Origin of the sequence: Marinobacter sp. M1C (assembly GCF_023314135.1) — a bacterium.
Lineage (GTDB): Bacteria > Pseudomonadota > Gammaproteobacteria > Pseudomonadales > Oleiphilaceae > Marinobacter.
Genome location: NZ_CP092289.1, coordinates 3,503,008 through 3,519,992 on the forward strand (window position 1 = coordinate 3,503,008; position 16,985 = coordinate 3,519,992).

Consider the following 16,985-nt stretch of genomic DNA (forward strand, 5'->3'; position numbering starts at 1 on the left):
TGGGCATCAGGCTCTCAGTTAGCATCAGGCTTCCTCCCCCAGATACACCTTGATGACGTCCGGGTGGTTAGACACCTGGTCCATGGTGCCTTCCGCCAGCACGCTGCCCTGGTGCAGCACGGTGACTTTGCGGGCAATGGAGCGCACAAAGCCCATGTCGTGTTCCACCACAACAACCGACTGTTTGCCGGCAAGAGTGGTGAGCAGTTCGGCGGTGCGTTCCATTTCCTGTTCGGTCATGCCGGCCACGGGTTCGTCTACCAGCAACAATCGCGGTTTTTGCATCAGCAGCATGCCAATCTCCAGCCATTGCTTCTGGCCATGGGACAGAATGCCGGCCAAGGCAGCGCGCAGGTTGCGCAGGCCAATCAGTTCCAATACTTCGTTGATGCGGTCGCGGCATTCGCCGTTCAGTACCGCGGTCAGCGTAGGCAACACGCGTTTGTCGGTCGCCATGGCCAGCTCCAGATTTTCAAACACCGTGAGTGCTTCAAACACCGTAGGCTTCTGGAATTTGCGGCCAATGCCCAGCGAGGCGATGTCGGGTTCGCTTTTCGTCAACAGATTGTGACGGCTGCCGAACCACACCGAGCCGGTGTCGGGGCGGGTTTTGCCGGTGATGATGTCCATCATGGTGGTTTTGCCCGCTCCATTAGGCCCGATGATGCAGCGCAGCTCGCCGTCGTCGATGGTCAGGTTCAGGTTGTTGATGGCCTTGAAGCCGTCAAAGCTCACGCTGACATCTTCCAAATACAGAATAGGCCCGTGGCGAACGTCGACCGGCGATTCATCTGGAACAAGAAAGTTAAACACCTTGTCGCGATTGGCCAGTTCCTGAAAAAAGCTCATACGGTGGCCTCCTGCGAGTCGGGATTGTTGGCGGGGGTAGCGGCTTTTTTAGGCCTGAACACCAGCCCGGCAATGCCTTTGGGCAGGAACACCGTGACCAGAACAAACAGGCCACCCAAGGCGAACAGCCAGGCGTCTGGCATCACGCCGGTAAACACGGTTTTAGCGTAGTTCACCAGCACGGCACCAATCACCGCGCCGTAAAGCGTGGCGCGCCCACCCAAAGCCACCCACACCACAATTTCGATGGAAAACAGTGGCGAGAATTCGCTGGGGTTGATGATGCCCACCTGGGGCACATACAAGGCGCCGGCTACGCCCGCCAGCATGGCCGATATCACGAATACGAATAACTGCACACGTTCCACCCGATAACCCAGAAAGCGGGTTCGCGCTTCGGCATCGCGGCAGGCCACCGCCACGCGGCCCAGTTTGCTGGTGACAATGCCGCGGCAAATCACATAACCAATCGCCAGCGCCACGCCGGTGGCCAGAAACAGCCCCAGGCGGGTGGCGTCGGTGCGCAGGTTGAAGCCCAGAAGGTCTCTGAAATCGGTCAGGCCGTTGTTACCGCCAAAGCCCATTTCGTTGCGGAAGAACGCCAGCATCAGCGCAAAGGTCAGCGCCTGGGTGATGATAGACAGGTAAACACCCGTCACCCGCGACCGAAACGCCAGAAAGCCAAACACCAGCGCCAGAAGGCCGGGCGCCAGCAGCACCATTGCAAAGGCAAACCAGGCCATGTCGAAACCCAGCCAGTACCAGGGCAACTCCTGCCAGTTCAAAAACACCATGAAATCCGGCAGAACCGGGTCGCCGTAGGTGCCGCGATCGCCAATCTGGCGCATCAGGTACATGCCCATGGCATAGCCACCAAGGGCAAAAAACGCACCGTGGCCCAAGCTCAGAATGCCCAGGTAACCCCACACCAAATCGACAGCCACAGCCAGCAAGGCGTAACACAGATACTTGCCCAGCAAGGTAACGGTGTAAGCGCTGACATGCAGCGCGTTGTCTTCCGGCAGGGCCAGGTGCAGCACCGTAACCACCGCCAGCGCTGCAAACAGAACGCCCAAAAATGTTTGAGTGGAGCGTTCAGCCAAAGGTCTTGTTAGCCACATGTCCTTACCCCTCCGCTGCACGGCCTTTCTGGGGAAACAATCCCCGAGGCCGTTTCTGAATGAACAGGATGATCATCACCAGCACCAGAATCTTGGCCAGCACCGCACCCACCCAGGGTTCCAGCAGCTGATTGATGGTGCCAAGCGTCAATCCGGCCAGCAGCGTGCCCCACAGATTGCCTACGCCGCCGAACACCACCACCATGAACGAATCGATGATGTAGCTCTGGCCCAGGTTGGGGCCAACGTTGGTAATCTGTGATAAAGCCACGCCCGCCAGGCCGGCAACGCCAGAACCCAAGGCAAAGGTGAGAATGTCGACGCGGGTGGCTCTTATACCCATAGAACGGGCCATGGCCCGGTTCTGAGTAACCGCCCGAACCTCTAGCCCCAGGCGGGTTTTACGCATAATAAGCATCAGCCCGGCGAACACCACCAGCGCAAAACCAATCACGTAAAGCCGGTTGAGAGTCAGTGATAGGGCTTCGTTGATCATCAACGAGCCACTCATCCACTCCGGTGTAATCACCGTGCGGTTCAGCGGGGAAACCACTGTGCGCACCAGCTGTTGCAGAATCAGGCTGACACCAAAAGTGGCCAGCAGAGTTTCCAGCGGGCGGCCCTTCAAGTATTGGATAACGGTGCGTTCAATCACCACTCCGGCCAGTGCCGCCACCAGAAAACCAGCAGGAATGGATAGAATCAGCGCCAGGCCCGGCTGGCCCGGCAGCAGTTGCTGAATGCCCCAGGTGGTGTAGGCACCCAGCATAATCAGCTCGCCGTGGGCCATGTTGATCACGCCCATCACACCAAAGGTAATGGCCAGGCCGATGGCGGCAAGCACCAGAACCGAACCCAGCGACAGGCCGAAATACAGGGTTTCAGCGGCGCGGTTCAGGGTCAGTTTTTGTTCGATGCTGTCCATAGCTTTCGTCGCAGCCGCAACCAACGCCGGATCGTCACTGCGCATGGCTTGCTGCAGGGCAGCGCGGGCTTGCGAATTCAGGCTGCCCGACAAGGTTTCAACCGCCGCCAGATCGCCCTGCTCGGCCACGCGGTAGATGGCCAGTGCCTCGGTCAATGCGGCGCGAACCGGCTCACTCTGCTCGGTATCAATAAGGCCCGGCACGCGTTCGGCCAAGGCGCTGTCTACGCTGCCTTTCAGGGCGCGGGCAGCGGATAAACGGCTGCTTTGGTTAGGGCTTTTGAGGTCAATCACAGAAAGGATGTCTTCCAGTTCGCCACGCAACGCATTGTTAACGCGAACGGTGTCGATGTCCCGGCGGGAGAATTCGCCCAAATTTTCTCCGGTCAGTGCGCTTTGCACGGTCCAGTTACGGCCGCGATTGTCCGTCACGATGATGAATTGCCCGCTGGATTCAATGCGGGCCAGTTTGTTGCTGGCAAACGATTCCAGCCAACCCCGGGCGCGTTCATCGCCGCTGCCTGCAATGCGATTAACCACGGCTTTTTTTTCTGTAAATGACGAGTCCGCCAGTGCCGTGAGCAGTTGTTGCGCTTCGGTGTCTTCCACCTGAGCCTGGGCAAAGCCTGGCCAGAACAGAGAACAGACAAGCAGAAGCTGACTGAGCGATCGGATGATGCCCATGGTTGTGTCCTGTTTTTATTTAACTAAGAGGGTCGAGCGAAAAACGCGGTGCTAAAAAACGGACGGGGGACCAATCCCGCCCGCAAAACGGGTCAGGCCACTTGGCCTTACTCGGCAGCCACCGCCGCTTTACCGCCGCAGGTTCCAGTGACCACATTGAAGTTTCCGCAGAACATCGGCTTGCGCCAGTCGCTGATCAGGTCTTTTGACCCTGGCAGGAAGTCAGACCAGGCATCGCCCACCACCGTTGACGGTGTTTGCCACACCACCGAGAACTGCCCGTTGTCTTGAATCTCGCCGATCAGAACCGGTTTGGTGATGTGGTGGTTGGGCATCATGGTGGCGATGCCACCGGTGAGGTTGGGCACGGCTACGCCGATGATGGCGTCTTTCACCGCGTTCACATCGGTGGTACCGGCTTTTTTCACCGCTTCCACGTACATGTTGAAGCCAATGTAATGGGCTTCCATCGGGTCGTTGGTGACGGCGTCTTCCCTACCGGTGTAGGCAACCCAGGCGTCAATGAAGTCGTAGTTGGCGTCGGCATCTACGCTCATGAAGTAGTTCCAGGCTGCCAGGTGGCCGACCAGCGGGCCAGTGTCGATACCTGACAGTTCCTGTTCACCCACAGAGAACGCGACCACCGGAATGTCGGCGGCATCGATGCCCTGATTGCCCAGTTCACGGTAGAAAGGAACGTTGGCGTCGCCGTTAATGGTGGAAACAACGGCGGTTTTCTTGCCGGCGCTGCCGAACGCTTTGATATCCGAGACAATCGCCTGCCAGTTGGAATGTCCGAAAGGCGTGTAGTTAATCATGATGTCTTCGGCGGCCACGCCCTGTGCTTTCAGGTAGGTTTCCAGAATCTTGTTGGTGGTGCGCGGGTACACATAATCGGTACCGGCCAACACCCAACGCTCAACGCCGATGTCGTTCATCAAATAGTTAACGGCCGGTATCGCCTGCTGGTTGGGCGCCGCACCGGTATAGAACACGTTTTCAGACGACTCTTCGCCTTCATACTGAACCGGGTAAAACAGCAAGCCGTTCAGCTCTTCTATAACTGGCAGTACCGACTTTCGTGACACCGAGGTCCAGTTACCAAAAATAACGTCGACTTTTTCTTTCGCCAATAGCTCGCGGGCTTTTTCAGCAAACAGCGGCCAGTTAGACGCGGGGTCTACCACCACCGGCTCAAGCTGGCGGCCGAGGATACCACCCGCTTCATTCTGCTTTTCGATCAGCATCAGCATGGTGTCTTTCAGGGTAGATTCACTAATGGCCATGGTTCCGGAAAGGGAATGCAGAATACCCACCTTGATCGGGTCTTCCGCGGCAAAACTATTGAAAGAGATGGATAGCGCCAGTGCAGAGAGGCCCAGTTTCACGTGTTTTCTGATGCTCATTTCGTCTTCCTTTGCGTCTTGATGAATTGCGCTGTTCGTCAGCAACACAACCCTCACTTTGCATGGAACGTTCCAACCATGATCATTTATATATAAATTCAACAAGTTAACGCCAAAAAGACGAATAAAATCGAAACAACCTAAAAGCGCAATGCACCAAAACACACGCAGCCGAAAGCCCCATGCTCACAATTGGTGCGCGCTAAGGTATCCGAGGTTGGGTTAAAAAGTGCGGGGCGTTATTTCAGCAAAATAGGTTTCGAACGGGACTAATGCTCAGCCAAAAAAAACCGGATATTGTTCTTACCCTGGCTTTTGGCGGCGTACATTGCACCGTCGGCATGTTTGATTAAATCCGCGGCGGTGTCCCCATCATCGGGGAAGATGGCAATACCCAGCGATACGCCTATTTGAAGCACCTCACCAAGAATTTCGATGGGCTCATTAATCGAGGTAACAATGCGGTTCGCGACTTCGATAATTTCGGCTCTTCCTTGCGGGTTGTTAAGAAGAAATATGAACTCATCGCCACCCACACGGGCTACGGTATCGGTTCTTCGCACCAGCGCCAGTAGCCGTTTCGCCACATCTTTTAACAAATCGTCCCCGAATTTATGACCAAGTTGGTCGTTTACGAGCTTAAACCCGTCAAGATCGAGAAACATCAGTGCGAAATGGCTCTCTTCGCGATTGGCGTGGAGAACCTGTTGGTTAATCCGGTCCATCAATAAGGTTCTGTTGGGCAAGTCGGTCAAGGCATCGTGAAACGCCAAGTGCCGGATGTGCTCGTCTTTACGCCAAAGTGCCGTAATGTCGCTGAACACAGAGACATAATGAATGGGTTCGCCGGCCTCATCGCGCACCATGCTGATGGTCATGCGTTGCAGGTAAAGCTCTCCGTCTTTACGGCGGTTCCATATCTCGCCATGCCAGCGCCCCTTAGCTTTTATTTCCCCCCACATGTACGCATAAAACGCTTGGTCATGCCGATCGGAATGCAGGATATGAGGCGTTTGCCCGACGGATTCCTCAAGGGTGTAGCCCGTAATTTCAACGAACCCTGGATTGACCGATAAAATCACGCCGTTAACATCGGTAATCAGAACACCATCGAGCGTATTGTCGAAAACACACGCGGCCAGCTTGAGCTTTGCCTCAACCTCCTTCAGAACCGTTACTTCACTGGCTTGAATCGAGAACCCTCGCACCCTGCCATCGTCCTCAAAATCCGGAATATAGTTCCCGATAATATGCCCGACGCTGCCATCGACTTTGTTCAGGGTGCGCTCAAAACGCTGCGGTTCACCCGCCAGCACGGCACGAAGATGGGGCTCATTCAGAGCATAAAGTTGCTCGCTGACCAGGTCCTGAAACCGAATCCCGATAACGTCTTCGGGTGGCATGCCAAACCATTCGCTGAAAGCATTGTTGGCATAGCGGCAGCGTAAATCTCGATCCCAATAGCCCATCATATTTGGCGTGCTATTAACGATGGTTCTGATGAGCTGCTCGTTCTTGAGGCTCGCCTCTGATGCGGATTCAGCCTGTTTGAATGCTTTTTGGATACGATGAGTAACGTGGATATAGTAAGCAATGAATGGGCAGGTAATGGCAAACGTGGCCATCACCAGAAAATAAAGGCCATGCTCGATAAAAGAATGGTTTACGGATAAGGGCCATATCTCAATGCTTGCGATCAAGCTGACAACGGCGAGTAAAACGAAAAAATACTTGGTGCAGGGTGAGGCGATTACCGTACTTATCCAAGGCCCGCGTATTTTTTGGACGCTCATCGATTATCTCTGGGTGTAGGCATACTATTTCCAAAATGCGTCTATGGCGATGCGACCCTCGGTTTCAGCGTGGAATCTAGCACATATTTCAAATTATTGATGTGAATAATAGGTAGGGGCAAATCAAAAAATGCAGCCTTTCACTACATTTTGTAAGCGTAGATTACGGCTTGGCCGGGCGCTGCACGAACAGTGAGACCAACGCCAGGCACGCTGAACCCACCATCAGCAATACCGACACCGCGTTTAATACCGGTGTTGAACCTTCCCGCAGCCGGTTAAACATGGCAATGGTCAGAGGGGCATCGGAGCCCACCAGCATCAACGTCGTGTTGAAGTTTTCAAACGACATCAAAAACGCCACCACGCCGGCACCATACAGCGCAGGTTTCAGGAACGGCAGGGTAACGGTGGCGATGGCTGTCAGGCGGCTGGCGCCCAGGTTCATGGCGGCTTCTTCCTGAGTAATGTCGAATTTGCGCAAGCGCGCAGAGATCACCAGGGTGGCAATGGTGGTAAGGAATGCAAACTGGCCAAGCGTGACCAATACCAAGCCCGGGCGCAGAGCTTCTATTTCATAACCAAACTGCACCTCAAACCAGTTAGCCACGGTACTGCTGAACACCAGAATGGACACCCCGAGTATGACCCCCGGTATCACCAGCGGCATCAGCATCAGCACGTAAAGAAAGTTCTTACCCGGAAACTGCTCGCGCTCGAACAAAAAGGCGTTGCAGGTGGCCAGTGCCAGACTGGCCATAGTGGTGACAATGGCCACCTGAATACTCACACCTATACTGTCGAGCAAGGCGTCATCGTGAAACAGGCCAAGCCGGGGCTCGCCCTTGCCCAGATACCAGTCCCAGGTGAAACCATTCCACGGCAGCGACGGGAACAATGCGTCGTTAAACGAGAACGCCGCCACAACCACCAGGGGCGTGATTAAAAAGATGAAAAACAGCGTTACATAACTCAGGTAGGAAACCCGAAAGAAGCGGCTGCGGGGAATAGAGGGAATCATGACATCACCCGTGTAAACGATTGCCTGGTGATTTTCAGGCCCAACCAAACGATGAGTGACGAGAGTATCAGCAGCAAAATGCCGAAAGCGGCGCCCTGCTCCCAGTTAAAGCGGGTAATAAACTGAGTGTAGATCTGCTCGGTAAACCACAGGCTGGATTTGCCGCCCAGCAGTGTTGGGGTCAGGTAATTTCCGAGCGTTAGCATAAACACCACAATGCAGCCGCTCATAATGCCAGGCATGGCGTGGGGAATCACAATGCTGCGCATCACGTTCCAGCTGCTGCCACCCAGGTCGTATCCGGCTTCAATCAGGCTGTTGTCCAGGCTGTCGAGGGTGGTCACCAGTGGCACCACCATAAACAGCATGGAGGTGTAGATAAGCCCCACCATAATGGCGACGTCGTTATAGAGCATTTCAACGGGTTGGTCCGCAAGCCCGAACCATTGCAGCGCGCCGCTGATCAGCCCGGTTTCCCGCAGTAATATCATCCAGCCGTAAGTACGCACCAGTTCGCTGACCCAGAACGGCAGCAAGCACAAAATAAACAACGCAATCCGCGGCCTGCCGGTGAGCACCTTGGCAATGTAAAACGACACCGGGAAGGCAATAATCAGCGTCATCACCGTGGCGATGATTGACATCACCGCGGTGCGCACAAAGGTATTCCAGTACAGAGGTTCGGTAAAAAACGCGGTGTAATTACCAAAGCTGAAGCCGTATTGCCGGGATGCAATGCGCTCCCGCAGCGACACCAGCACCATATCGATGTGCGGCAGAATAATCAGCAAGCTGAGCCAGAGTACGATAGGCGCCAGCAACAGCCAAAAGCCCAGGCGGTATTGCGTGCGGTTGAAGTTGCCGTTTGCTTCGCTCATGGCGTACCCAGCGGCTGCGTATCTGCGGGTGCGGGGAAACAAAGGCACTGACTGGCTTGCCAGCTGACATGCACCGAACGGCCCGCCTCTAATGCCTGAAAGTCTGCGGTCTGCGGCAGCGCTACTGTAAGCTCAGCGCCTTCGGCGGTTTCCACCTGAACCCGGCTTTGTGCGCCATCAAACAGTACGCGCGAAACGGTAACGGCCAGGCAATTGTCTTGTTCCGTTGCCGGCCTGGATGTGCTGATCTGCATCACTTCGGGCCGAACAAACAACGTAATGGGTGAGCCCGCCACCAACGGTTGGCTGGTGTGGCTCAACAGACGCACACCCTGCTCGGTCACCAGGGTAACAAGGTCGCCAGACTGCGACTGTACCTTGCCTGCGTACTGGTTGCTGTCGCCAACAAAGCCTGCCACAAAGGCGGTTTTCGGCTGGTAGTAAAGCTCTTGCGGCGTGCCGACCTGCTCAAACCGGCCCTTGTTCATCACGGCTACTTGGTCAGACATAACCAGTGCTTCAGACTGGTCGTGAGTGATGTAAACAAACGTGGTGTTGAACTCGCGCTGCAGCCGTTTGAGCTCAATTTTCATTTGCTCGCGCAGTTTCAAATCCAGAGCGCCTAACGGCTCATCGAGTAACAACACGGCGGGGTTCAGCACCAGGCAGCGGGCTATGGCTACGCGCTGTTTTTGCCCGCCAGAGAGCTGATCAATGCGTTTGTCGCCGTACCCGGGCAAGTGAACCTTGGCCAGCACTTCGTCAATCAGGGTGGCGTGTTCACGCTTGGGAATGCCTTTGCGCTTCAACCCATAAGCAATGTTTTCGGCCACCGACATGGTCGGAAAGAGTGCCAGGTGCTGAAACACCATATTAACCGGCCGCTTGTTCGGCGGCGTGTTTAGCACTGACTTGCCTTTGATCAGAATATCGCCGGAATCCGGTTGCTGAAAACCAGCCAGCATTCGCAGCAGCGTTGTTTTACCGCAGCCAGAGGGGCCAAGGATGGAAAAAAACGCCCCGCGGGGGATGCTGAACGACACCCCGTCGACAGCGGCAAACTCACCAAAATTTTTGCTCAGCAGGGTGCAGGCAAGATCTTCCTGCACCCCCGCGTCGGCACCCGATGCGCATGCTTGATCCGACATAGACAATAACCTTAATCGAGCTTAGTTTGCGGCTTTCACCCGATCGAGAACCTTACCTTCCATTATCTCCAAACCGGCGGGAACGGGCGGGTACCAGTTGATGTTGTCCAGGTCTGCCTCTGGAAAGCTCTGCTTGAACTGGGCTTTCAGCGTGTCATTAACAAAATCATCACTGCCTTTAGAGGCCGTAAAGTTACCGGCAGACTCGGTAATACGAGCCGCAACTTCGGGCTGCATCACAAAGTTGATCCACTTATAAGCGGCGTCTTCGGCCTTGGTTTTACGCGGCAGAACAAACGTATCAATCCAGCCCAGCGCACCAGATGCGGGCGCCACAAACGTAATGTCCGGGTTTTCTGAGTTAAGCTTCCAGCCACCCGCATCCCAAGCCATGGCCGCAGACACTTCGCCCGAGCGCATCAGGTTCAGTAAGGCATCGCCGCCGGACCAATAGGCTTTTACGTTGCTCTTACACGACACCAGTTTTTCTTCCACTTTATCCAGAATGGCCTGGTACTTCTCCGTATCGCCGTAGGCTGCAAACGGGTCTTCCCCCAGCGCGAAAGCAAAACCAATCAACGTGGGGCGCTTCAAGCGATAAGACACAGAGCCGCTTAACGAGGCATCACACAGGTCGGTGTAATCTTTCACCGTGCCCGCGGCCTCGCGGTTGACGATCAGGCCACTGGTACCCCAAACGTGCGGAACACCGTACACCTCGCCTTCAAATTCGGTGTTCTTTTTAGTAGCTGCCAGCATGGAGGGGATGATTTTTGCCGTGTCGATTTTGCTCAGATCCATCGGCTTATAAATATTGAAATCAGCCTGGGCGCTAATAATGCGGTCCTGGCTTGGCTGGGCCAGATCAAAGCCCGCGCCGCGTGTGGCGCGCAGCTTTGAAATCATGTCTTCGTTATTGGAGAGCGTTATTTCAACTTGGATGCCGGTTTCTTTCTCGAATTGCTCGACCACATCCTGTGGCGCGTAACCGCCCCACGTGAGCAGCCGAAGTGTTTCAGCCTGGGCCGACATCGAAAACGCTGCTGTTACAGCAGTAACCAGTGTCAGAACCTTGAATTGACGAAGGAATCTCATGATTTGGCCTGTCCTTATGAGCAATGAAAAACAATGAAGTGCAATTCATAAGCCTAACTGTAGTGGGTTACAGATTTTTGACAAGGCAAAAGCTCACGTCGGCCGCGTAGTGCTCTTTTCAGTCACCGCCCAACAGATTTGCTCGTTCGGCGTCATCGGCCAGTGCTTGAACCAGCATGATGCCCCCGTGCACAATACTCGACCAAATAGTGAACCAGATAAGGCTTGCATTAGCAGAAGGATTCTTCGCAGCACGGATCAGGAATACACCCAGCGTGATGTACATGCCCAGGATCATTTGCTCATACTCGGGCTGAGCTGGTGACCAGCCCCAACCGGAAGGCCAGACCCACATCATCATTGCGGGAACGCCTACGATGAAAATAACACCAAATACGTAGAGCGCCGTTTTTAAATACTTAACCTTTTCTTGTTGTTGCATACAATATTTCCCTAATCTTTATAGCTACTGTTAATGCCGCAAAACGCGACACAACTATGATCAGCTACACTTGTTGAGGAAAGAACCACTGCGGAACGGTTACGGTTCCCTATTAGAGAATAGACTCACCCGCACGATATGTATGTGCATAATGTATATTTTTTCTTGACACCCTATTCAACACGATTCGCTTCCTAAACCGCCGCAACTGCATTTCCTGCAGGCGGCTAGAGATTAAGCGAAACGGGGTTACTGCCACACGTATCGTTACCTGACGGGAATTGCTTTGAAGAAAGGAAAATTAAGCGGATTACAAGCAAGCTATTGATGGCGCTTCAGTTGGCACGCCCGAACACTCTGTCGAAGAAACTGACGGTTTTTACCTCTGGCATTGGCAAGCTGTCTACTTCGGCTGTCGCCTTGCGCCAGAACGTCTGCGGGTCGTCCAGTTCTGCCACCAACGCCCGCTGCTCCGCAGTGTAATGGTTATGTTCGCCGGTCAACCCCTGTGCAATCAAAGCTTTTGCCCACAGGTAAAGGGTACCGCGAACGATTTTGAGAATCTTGCTGTACTCCTCGCGACTCACATTAATCGCAAGCTCTGCACTCAGGTTGATTTGTTTCTGAAGAACGGCGGTTACCTCTTTACTCAACTGTATCCGCTTGCCGTTGCCTTTTTTGCTGGTCAGGCAGAACTCTTCCAGATCTTTGACGCTTTCGGTCAGATCAAGCCGACCAAAGTCCGTTGTTTGCTGTGGGTTCACCGGCGCTGGAATCCAGCCATATTGGGGAGAGTTAGCAACAATGTGACCGGGCAAACCTCGGCGATACGGCAGCGCCGCATCCGCATTCTCATAGCCGTCAAATTCAGTCCTCAACCAGGCCGACATATTCTTGTGGCGCAGCATCATGGCAAAGGTGATCGCTGAGGGCATAATGCCTTCGAGCAATTCCGATGAATCCTGAGTTCGTTCCTCAAGCTGGGTAGCAGATACTGACATGATGTCCCCTTAAACAGCCGGTGTAATCTAATCTGTTCCAGCCGTTAGAAATTGTTATTTTTATGCTTAGTTCTTTTAAATATACATTAACATTAAAAATAGCCAATAGATGGGCCATTCACTGTTGCTAAAGAGTTGTTGATTTGTAACATCGCGTATTTGTAGCGGCTATACGTTGCAATTTTATGCTGCACTTGTCCTCAATCTTTCAAAAATAGCTCTGCTCTGGCTTTTCTTTCATGTTTTATACCGTCCGCGTAGCGATGACGTCTAACTCTATCATCAGCTCCGGCAATGCCAGCGCCTGAACGCCAACGGTGGTGTCAGCTGGCCAAGGTTCACAGAAGTAACGATGACGCATTGTCATGACATGCTCAAAATTGGCCATGTCGGTTAAATAAACGGTTATCTTGAAAATACGCTCAATACCGGAACCAACAGATTCCAGTGCTCGCTTGATGTTGGACATCGCCTGTTCGATCTGAGCGTTGACGTCCCCAGGGCCAACCACCTCGCCCGCATCATTAATGCCAGCCTGGCCGGAAAGAAAAACCAGGTTACCAACGCAATGGCCTTGCCCAATTGCAAAAGCGCTGAATACATCCGGCTCTACCCGAATAGGCTCTGTTCCAACGGTCATGTGTTTCTTCTTTTAAAATCAGTAGGTCAACGCCGGCCAGCTTCCGGCTTGAGCTGTTTTAATCGGCGCCACAAGGTGGTCTGGCTCATGCCCAAATACTCCGCAGCGCGGGTTTTGTTGCCTTCAAACTGATTCAGCACTTTCAGAATTTCTTCCTGCTCCAGAGCCTGAAGGTGGCCGCTTTCAGCCTGGCCTGGCACCCGCTTCGCGACGGTTTCAAACAGCTCGGGAATCAGGCTGGGCAAGTGCGCTGAAAACTGACTGATGGAATCGTACAGTGTCGAAGACACCAACAGACGCTCAAGCAGATTTTCAAGTTGACGAACGTTGCCGGGCCAGTGATATCTGAGAAAGTGTGGAACCAGAATAGCCGCCAGAGCCTCTTCATCTGCGTCAATCTTATAGCGTTGGCCAAGCAACGAAATAAAGTGTTGGGTAAGCGGTTTAATATCTTCCAGGCGCTCTTTTAAAGGGGGGAGATTAACGATGAATACATTAAGCCGATAGTAGAGGTCTTCCCGGAAACGGCCCGCCCGCACCTCTTCGATAAGATCGTAAGTTGTGGCTGCTACAAATTTGATGTTCAGCGCAATCAATCGGCGTGACCCAACCGGCCGGACTTCCCTTTCCTGAAGAACTCTCAGCAGCTTTGCCTGCTGGGGCATTGGCAGCGAATTGATTTCGTCCATGAAAAAGGTGCCGTTGTTTGCCGATTCCAGCAAACCGGACTTACCACCACTACGGGAGTTGGAGAAGGCTCCGTCAGCGTACCCAAACAACTCGGATTCAAACAACTCTCCGGGAATGGCGGCGCAGTTGATGGCGACGAAAGGACCGTCGCGGTTGGCGCTCGACTCATGAACAATGCGCGCAGCAAGCTCCTTGCCGGTTCCAGTTTCGCCCCTTACCAGAACCGCTCCGGGCGTAGCTCCATAAACCTGCAGGAAATGCTTCACTTCGGCCATGGACAACGATTGAGAAACGAGCCGCTCTGCCGCCGAATGTCTCTCCACGCTTTTGTGAGGAGCGGCCTTAATGGAATAAAGGTGGCCTACACGCTTGCCATCGATATCAAACGACGCTTTGTCGACCCGACATAAACGGTCATCGAGCAGTATGGCCTCCGCCACCGTATTTGGCGTCTGCAAAAAGCGACCGTCGAGAAAGCGGTCAACCCGCTTGTTACAAACCAGCCCGTTCACCAACTGCAAAGCCTGGCGGTTGAAACCAATAATCTGTTCATCACGGTTGGTGATGATTGCTGCCACTGGCGACTGATCCAGCAGGAACTGGCCAAATGCCCGCTGTTCTCCCTCGCGCTTAAACTCACCCGCGACCGTAATAGCCTTTCGAATCATTTGACGACAGGCGTTACGAGAGTAAATCAGGATGTACGGAATACCGGCTTGCTCTGCAAGATCACAAACATAGCTCGTCCCGATTACCACCCCGAACCCGTCTTTGTCGATTCCGTTGAAAATGTTTTTTGCCTCTTCCGCCGTCTGATACGTGCGATGGACAATCTCGACGCCCTCAACATAATCCAGAAACTCTGTCCACGCGCCCTGGTGTTCATGGGTCAATATCAGCATTGTGCGGCTGACCTGCCGGGCCTTGAGCACAGCATTCACAAGATCTGACTGCAAAACTTCTAACGCCACCACTGGAACCGGCAGCGTATCCTGAAGGTAGAACGCGTTGGCACCGGCACTGACAAACACATCAACGGCATCATGCTCCACCAGCCGCCGCGCAGACATCAGTGCATCGTTGAAAATACTGTCAATAATGATGACGTCTGCAATAGACGCAAACTCAGGTATCAGCGAATGAACCAGTTTGCTGAGCTTGGAGTTGCCAATAAGGCACACTCTTACCCGACTGGTTTCGGCATTATTGAAATCCAACGCGGTTCTCCCTTGGGTAGGCTACTTAACGAAATATCCAGGGCTCAAGGGGAAGGCGCCGAGCCTCGTATTCACGAATGGTTTCGCCAAATGCCAAAGTACGGCCAATATCGTCCAGGCCGCTCAACAGATTATCCCGGCGACCTGGTTCCACCACAAATGGCCACACATCCTTACCGTGACTGAGCTCGCACCGTTCAAGATCGACATTCAGGGCGAACTCTTCTGGCTGCCTCGCCAGTTCGAACAGCCTGTCTATAACAGGCTGTGCAAGAATCACCGGTAGCAGGCCATTATTGAAACAGTTATTAAAGAAGATATCACCGAAGCTGGGAGCCAGCACCACACGGATACCAAAATCATGCAACGCCCACACGGCGTGCTCCCGGGATGACCCACACCCGAAGTTTGCACCCGCAAGCAGGACAGTCCCGCGATCATACGGCGACTGGTTTAGAATAAAATCGGGATCCAATCGCCGTTCGGAGACTTGAATATCGACATCGCCGGGGTCCAGATAGCGCTCATCATCGAACAGAAAATCACCGTAACCGGTTTTCCCAAGCATTTTCAGATACTGTTTGGGAAGGACGGCATCCGTGTCTACGTTGGCCCGGTTGAACGGAATAACCAGGCCCGAGTGCGCTTTAAAGGGCTCCATATTATAGCTCCCGAACATCGGTGAGTTTACCGGTCAGCGCTGCCGCGGCTGCCATCAGAGGGCTCATCAGATGCGTTCGACCGCCTTTGCCCTGCCGCCCTTCAAAGTTACGATTGGAGGTAGATGCACAGCGTTCACCTGCCTGCAAGCGGTCATCGTTCATCCCGAGGCACATGGAGCATCCGGCCGAGCGCCATTCAAAACCGGCTTTCTGGAATATCGCGTCCAGGCCCTCTCGCTCAGCTTGCAGTCTGATCTGGCCAGAGCCCGGGACAATCAGTGCCTGGGCAATTGAGCGGCTTACCTTCTGACCCTTCACAAGATTCGCGACGGCCCTGAGATCTTCCATCCGCGCATTGGTACAGGAGCCGATAAAAACCTTATCTACAGGCAAACCTTTCAACGCCTGACCGGGCTCAAGCCCCATGTAGTCCAGTGTGCGCTTGAACGAAGCTCTTGTTGCTTCATCAGATCCGGCCGATTCAGGCACACATCCGTCAATGCCAACCACCATTTCAGGGGATGTGCCCCAGGTTATCTGCGGTACCAGCGCAGAGACCGGGAAGTGTTCATCACGATCAAAAACCGCATAATCGTCTGAGTGCAGCGTTTGCCAGTAGCGACAGGCATCCGCATATTCAGTGCCCTCGGGCGCATGTGGCCGACCCCGCACGTAAGCCTCGGTGACCGCATCGTAAGCGATCATGCCTGCCCGTGCGCCAGCTTCAATACTCATATTACACACCGTCATCCGCCCTTCCATGGACATGTTTCGTATGGTTTCTCCCGCATATTCTATGGCGTAGCCAGTTCCGCCAGCGGTACCAATCCGCCCAATCAGTGCCAGTATCAGATCCTTGGGTGTCACGCCAAACCCCAGGGTTCCATCAAACACCACTCGCATATTTTTCTGGCGATGCGTACGCAGAGTCTGGGATGCCAACACATGTTCAACGTCGCTGGTGCCAATGCCCATGGCCAACGTTGCAAACGCCCCGTGGGTCGCGGTGTGCGAATCACCACAAACGATGGTCATACCGGGCAGAGTCAGGCCCTGTTCAGGGCCCACCACATGCACAATGCCCTGGCGTTCGTCTTCAAGCTCAATAAGCGGAATACCGAACTCACGGCAGTTATCCGTCAACGTTTCAACCTGAATCCGCGCCACTCGGTCGGCGATTCCGGCAACGCCAAGCTCACGCCACCTGGTTGGTACCGCGTGGTCCGGCACTGCTACGTTAGGGCCTATGCGCCACGGTTTACGGCCAGCTGAACGCAAACCTGAAAATGCCTGGGGGGATGTCACTTCGTGGAGCAGGTGTCTGTCCACGTAAAGCAAAGCGGAACCGTCTGCCAGCTCAGCTACCAGATGCCTATCCCAAAGTTTGTTGTAAAGCGTCTGTGAAGCCATATC

Annotated in this window: 15 protein-coding genes; all 15 read right to left on the reverse strand. The window is 54.0% G+C overall.

Going from position 1 to position 16,985, the window contains the following annotated elements; translation table 11 throughout:
- Positions 1-24: 24 nt before the first annotated feature.
- Positions 25-849: an urea ABC transporter ATP-binding protein UrtD gene (gene urtD / locus MIH19_RS16495; RefSeq protein WP_249005905.1), complete on the reverse strand. Its 825-nt coding sequence runs from the start codon at positions 847-849 to the stop codon at positions 25-27.
- On the reverse strand, positions 846-1,970 hold the full coding sequence (gene urtC, locus MIH19_RS16500) for an urea ABC transporter permease subunit UrtC (protein WP_249005906.1): 1,125 nt from the start codon (positions 1,968-1,970) through the stop codon (positions 846-848). Before urtC ends, urtD begins: the two co-directional genes overlap by 4 nt.
- A 4-nt stretch (positions 1,971-1,974) precedes the next feature.
- Entirely contained in the window at positions 1,975-3,579 is a 1,605-nt protein-coding gene (gene urtB, locus MIH19_RS16505) for an urea ABC transporter permease subunit UrtB (protein ID WP_249005907.1), read from the reverse strand.
- Positions 3,580-3,686: 107 nt separating this feature from the next.
- Complete coding sequence (gene urtA / locus MIH19_RS16510) at positions 3,687-4,985, reverse strand: urea ABC transporter substrate-binding protein (protein ID WP_249005908.1); 1,299 nt, start codon at positions 4,983-4,985, stop codon at positions 3,687-3,689.
- A 269-nt stretch (positions 4,986-5,254) separates the two neighbouring features.
- Positions 5,255-6,778, reverse strand: coding sequence for a sensor domain-containing diguanylate cyclase (locus MIH19_RS16515; RefSeq protein ID WP_249005909.1), 1,524 nt, complete (start codon positions 6,776-6,778; stop codon positions 5,255-5,257).
- Positions 6,779-6,941: 163 nt separating this feature from the next.
- Complete coding sequence (locus tag MIH19_RS16520; protein ID WP_249005910.1) at positions 6,942-7,799, reverse strand: ABC transporter permease; 858 nt, start codon at positions 7,797-7,799, stop codon at positions 6,942-6,944.
- The gene (locus MIH19_RS16525) at positions 7,796-8,677 is read right to left on the reverse strand and encodes an ABC transporter permease (RefSeq protein ID WP_249005911.1); all 882 of its coding nucleotides are present in this window, start codon (positions 8,675-8,677) and stop codon (positions 7,796-7,798) included. The genes MIH19_RS16520 and MIH19_RS16525 overlap by 4 nt, the downstream gene beginning before the upstream one ends.
- A complete protein-coding gene (locus MIH19_RS16530) occupies positions 8,674-9,825 on the reverse strand; it encodes an ABC transporter ATP-binding protein (RefSeq protein ID WP_249005912.1) in 1,152 nt (383 codons plus the stop codon). The genes MIH19_RS16525 and MIH19_RS16530 overlap by 4 nt, the downstream gene beginning before the upstream one ends.
- Positions 9,826-9,846: 21 nt before the next feature.
- Positions 9,847-10,920 (reverse strand): extracellular solute-binding protein, encoded by a 1,074-nt coding sequence (locus tag MIH19_RS16535; RefSeq protein ID WP_249005913.1) that lies wholly within the window; start codon positions 10,918-10,920, stop codon positions 9,847-9,849.
- A gap of 118 nt (positions 10,921-11,038) precedes the next feature.
- Entirely contained in the window at positions 11,039-11,362 is a 324-nt protein-coding gene (locus MIH19_RS16540) for a DUF6632 domain-containing protein (protein ID WP_249005914.1), read from the reverse strand.
- Between the two features lie 335 nt (positions 11,363-11,697).
- Positions 11,698-12,363 carry a hypothetical protein gene (locus MIH19_RS16545; RefSeq protein WP_249005915.1) on the reverse strand — a complete coding sequence of 222 codons (666 nt, stop codon included), beginning with the start codon at positions 12,361-12,363 and terminating at the stop codon, positions 11,698-11,700.
- 244 nt (positions 12,364-12,607) lie between these two features.
- Positions 12,608-13,003 carry a RidA family protein gene (locus MIH19_RS16550; protein ID WP_249005916.1) on the reverse strand — a complete coding sequence of 132 codons (396 nt, stop codon included), beginning with the start codon at positions 13,001-13,003 and terminating at the stop codon, positions 12,608-12,610.
- Between the two features lie 26 nt (positions 13,004-13,029).
- A complete protein-coding gene (locus tag MIH19_RS16555) occupies positions 13,030-14,910 on the reverse strand; it encodes a sigma 54-interacting transcriptional regulator (RefSeq protein WP_249005917.1) in 1,881 nt (626 codons plus the stop codon).
- A 25-nt stretch (positions 14,911-14,935) separates the two neighbouring features.
- Entirely contained in the window at positions 14,936-15,571 is a 636-nt protein-coding gene (gene leuD / locus MIH19_RS16560) for a 3-isopropylmalate dehydratase small subunit (RefSeq protein ID WP_249005918.1), read from the reverse strand.
- A 1-nt stretch (position 15,572) separates the two neighbouring features.
- Complete coding sequence (gene leuC / locus MIH19_RS16565; RefSeq protein WP_249005919.1) at positions 15,573-16,982, reverse strand: 3-isopropylmalate dehydratase large subunit; 1,410 nt, start codon at positions 16,980-16,982, stop codon at positions 15,573-15,575.
- Positions 16,983-16,985: the final 3 nt, after the last annotated feature.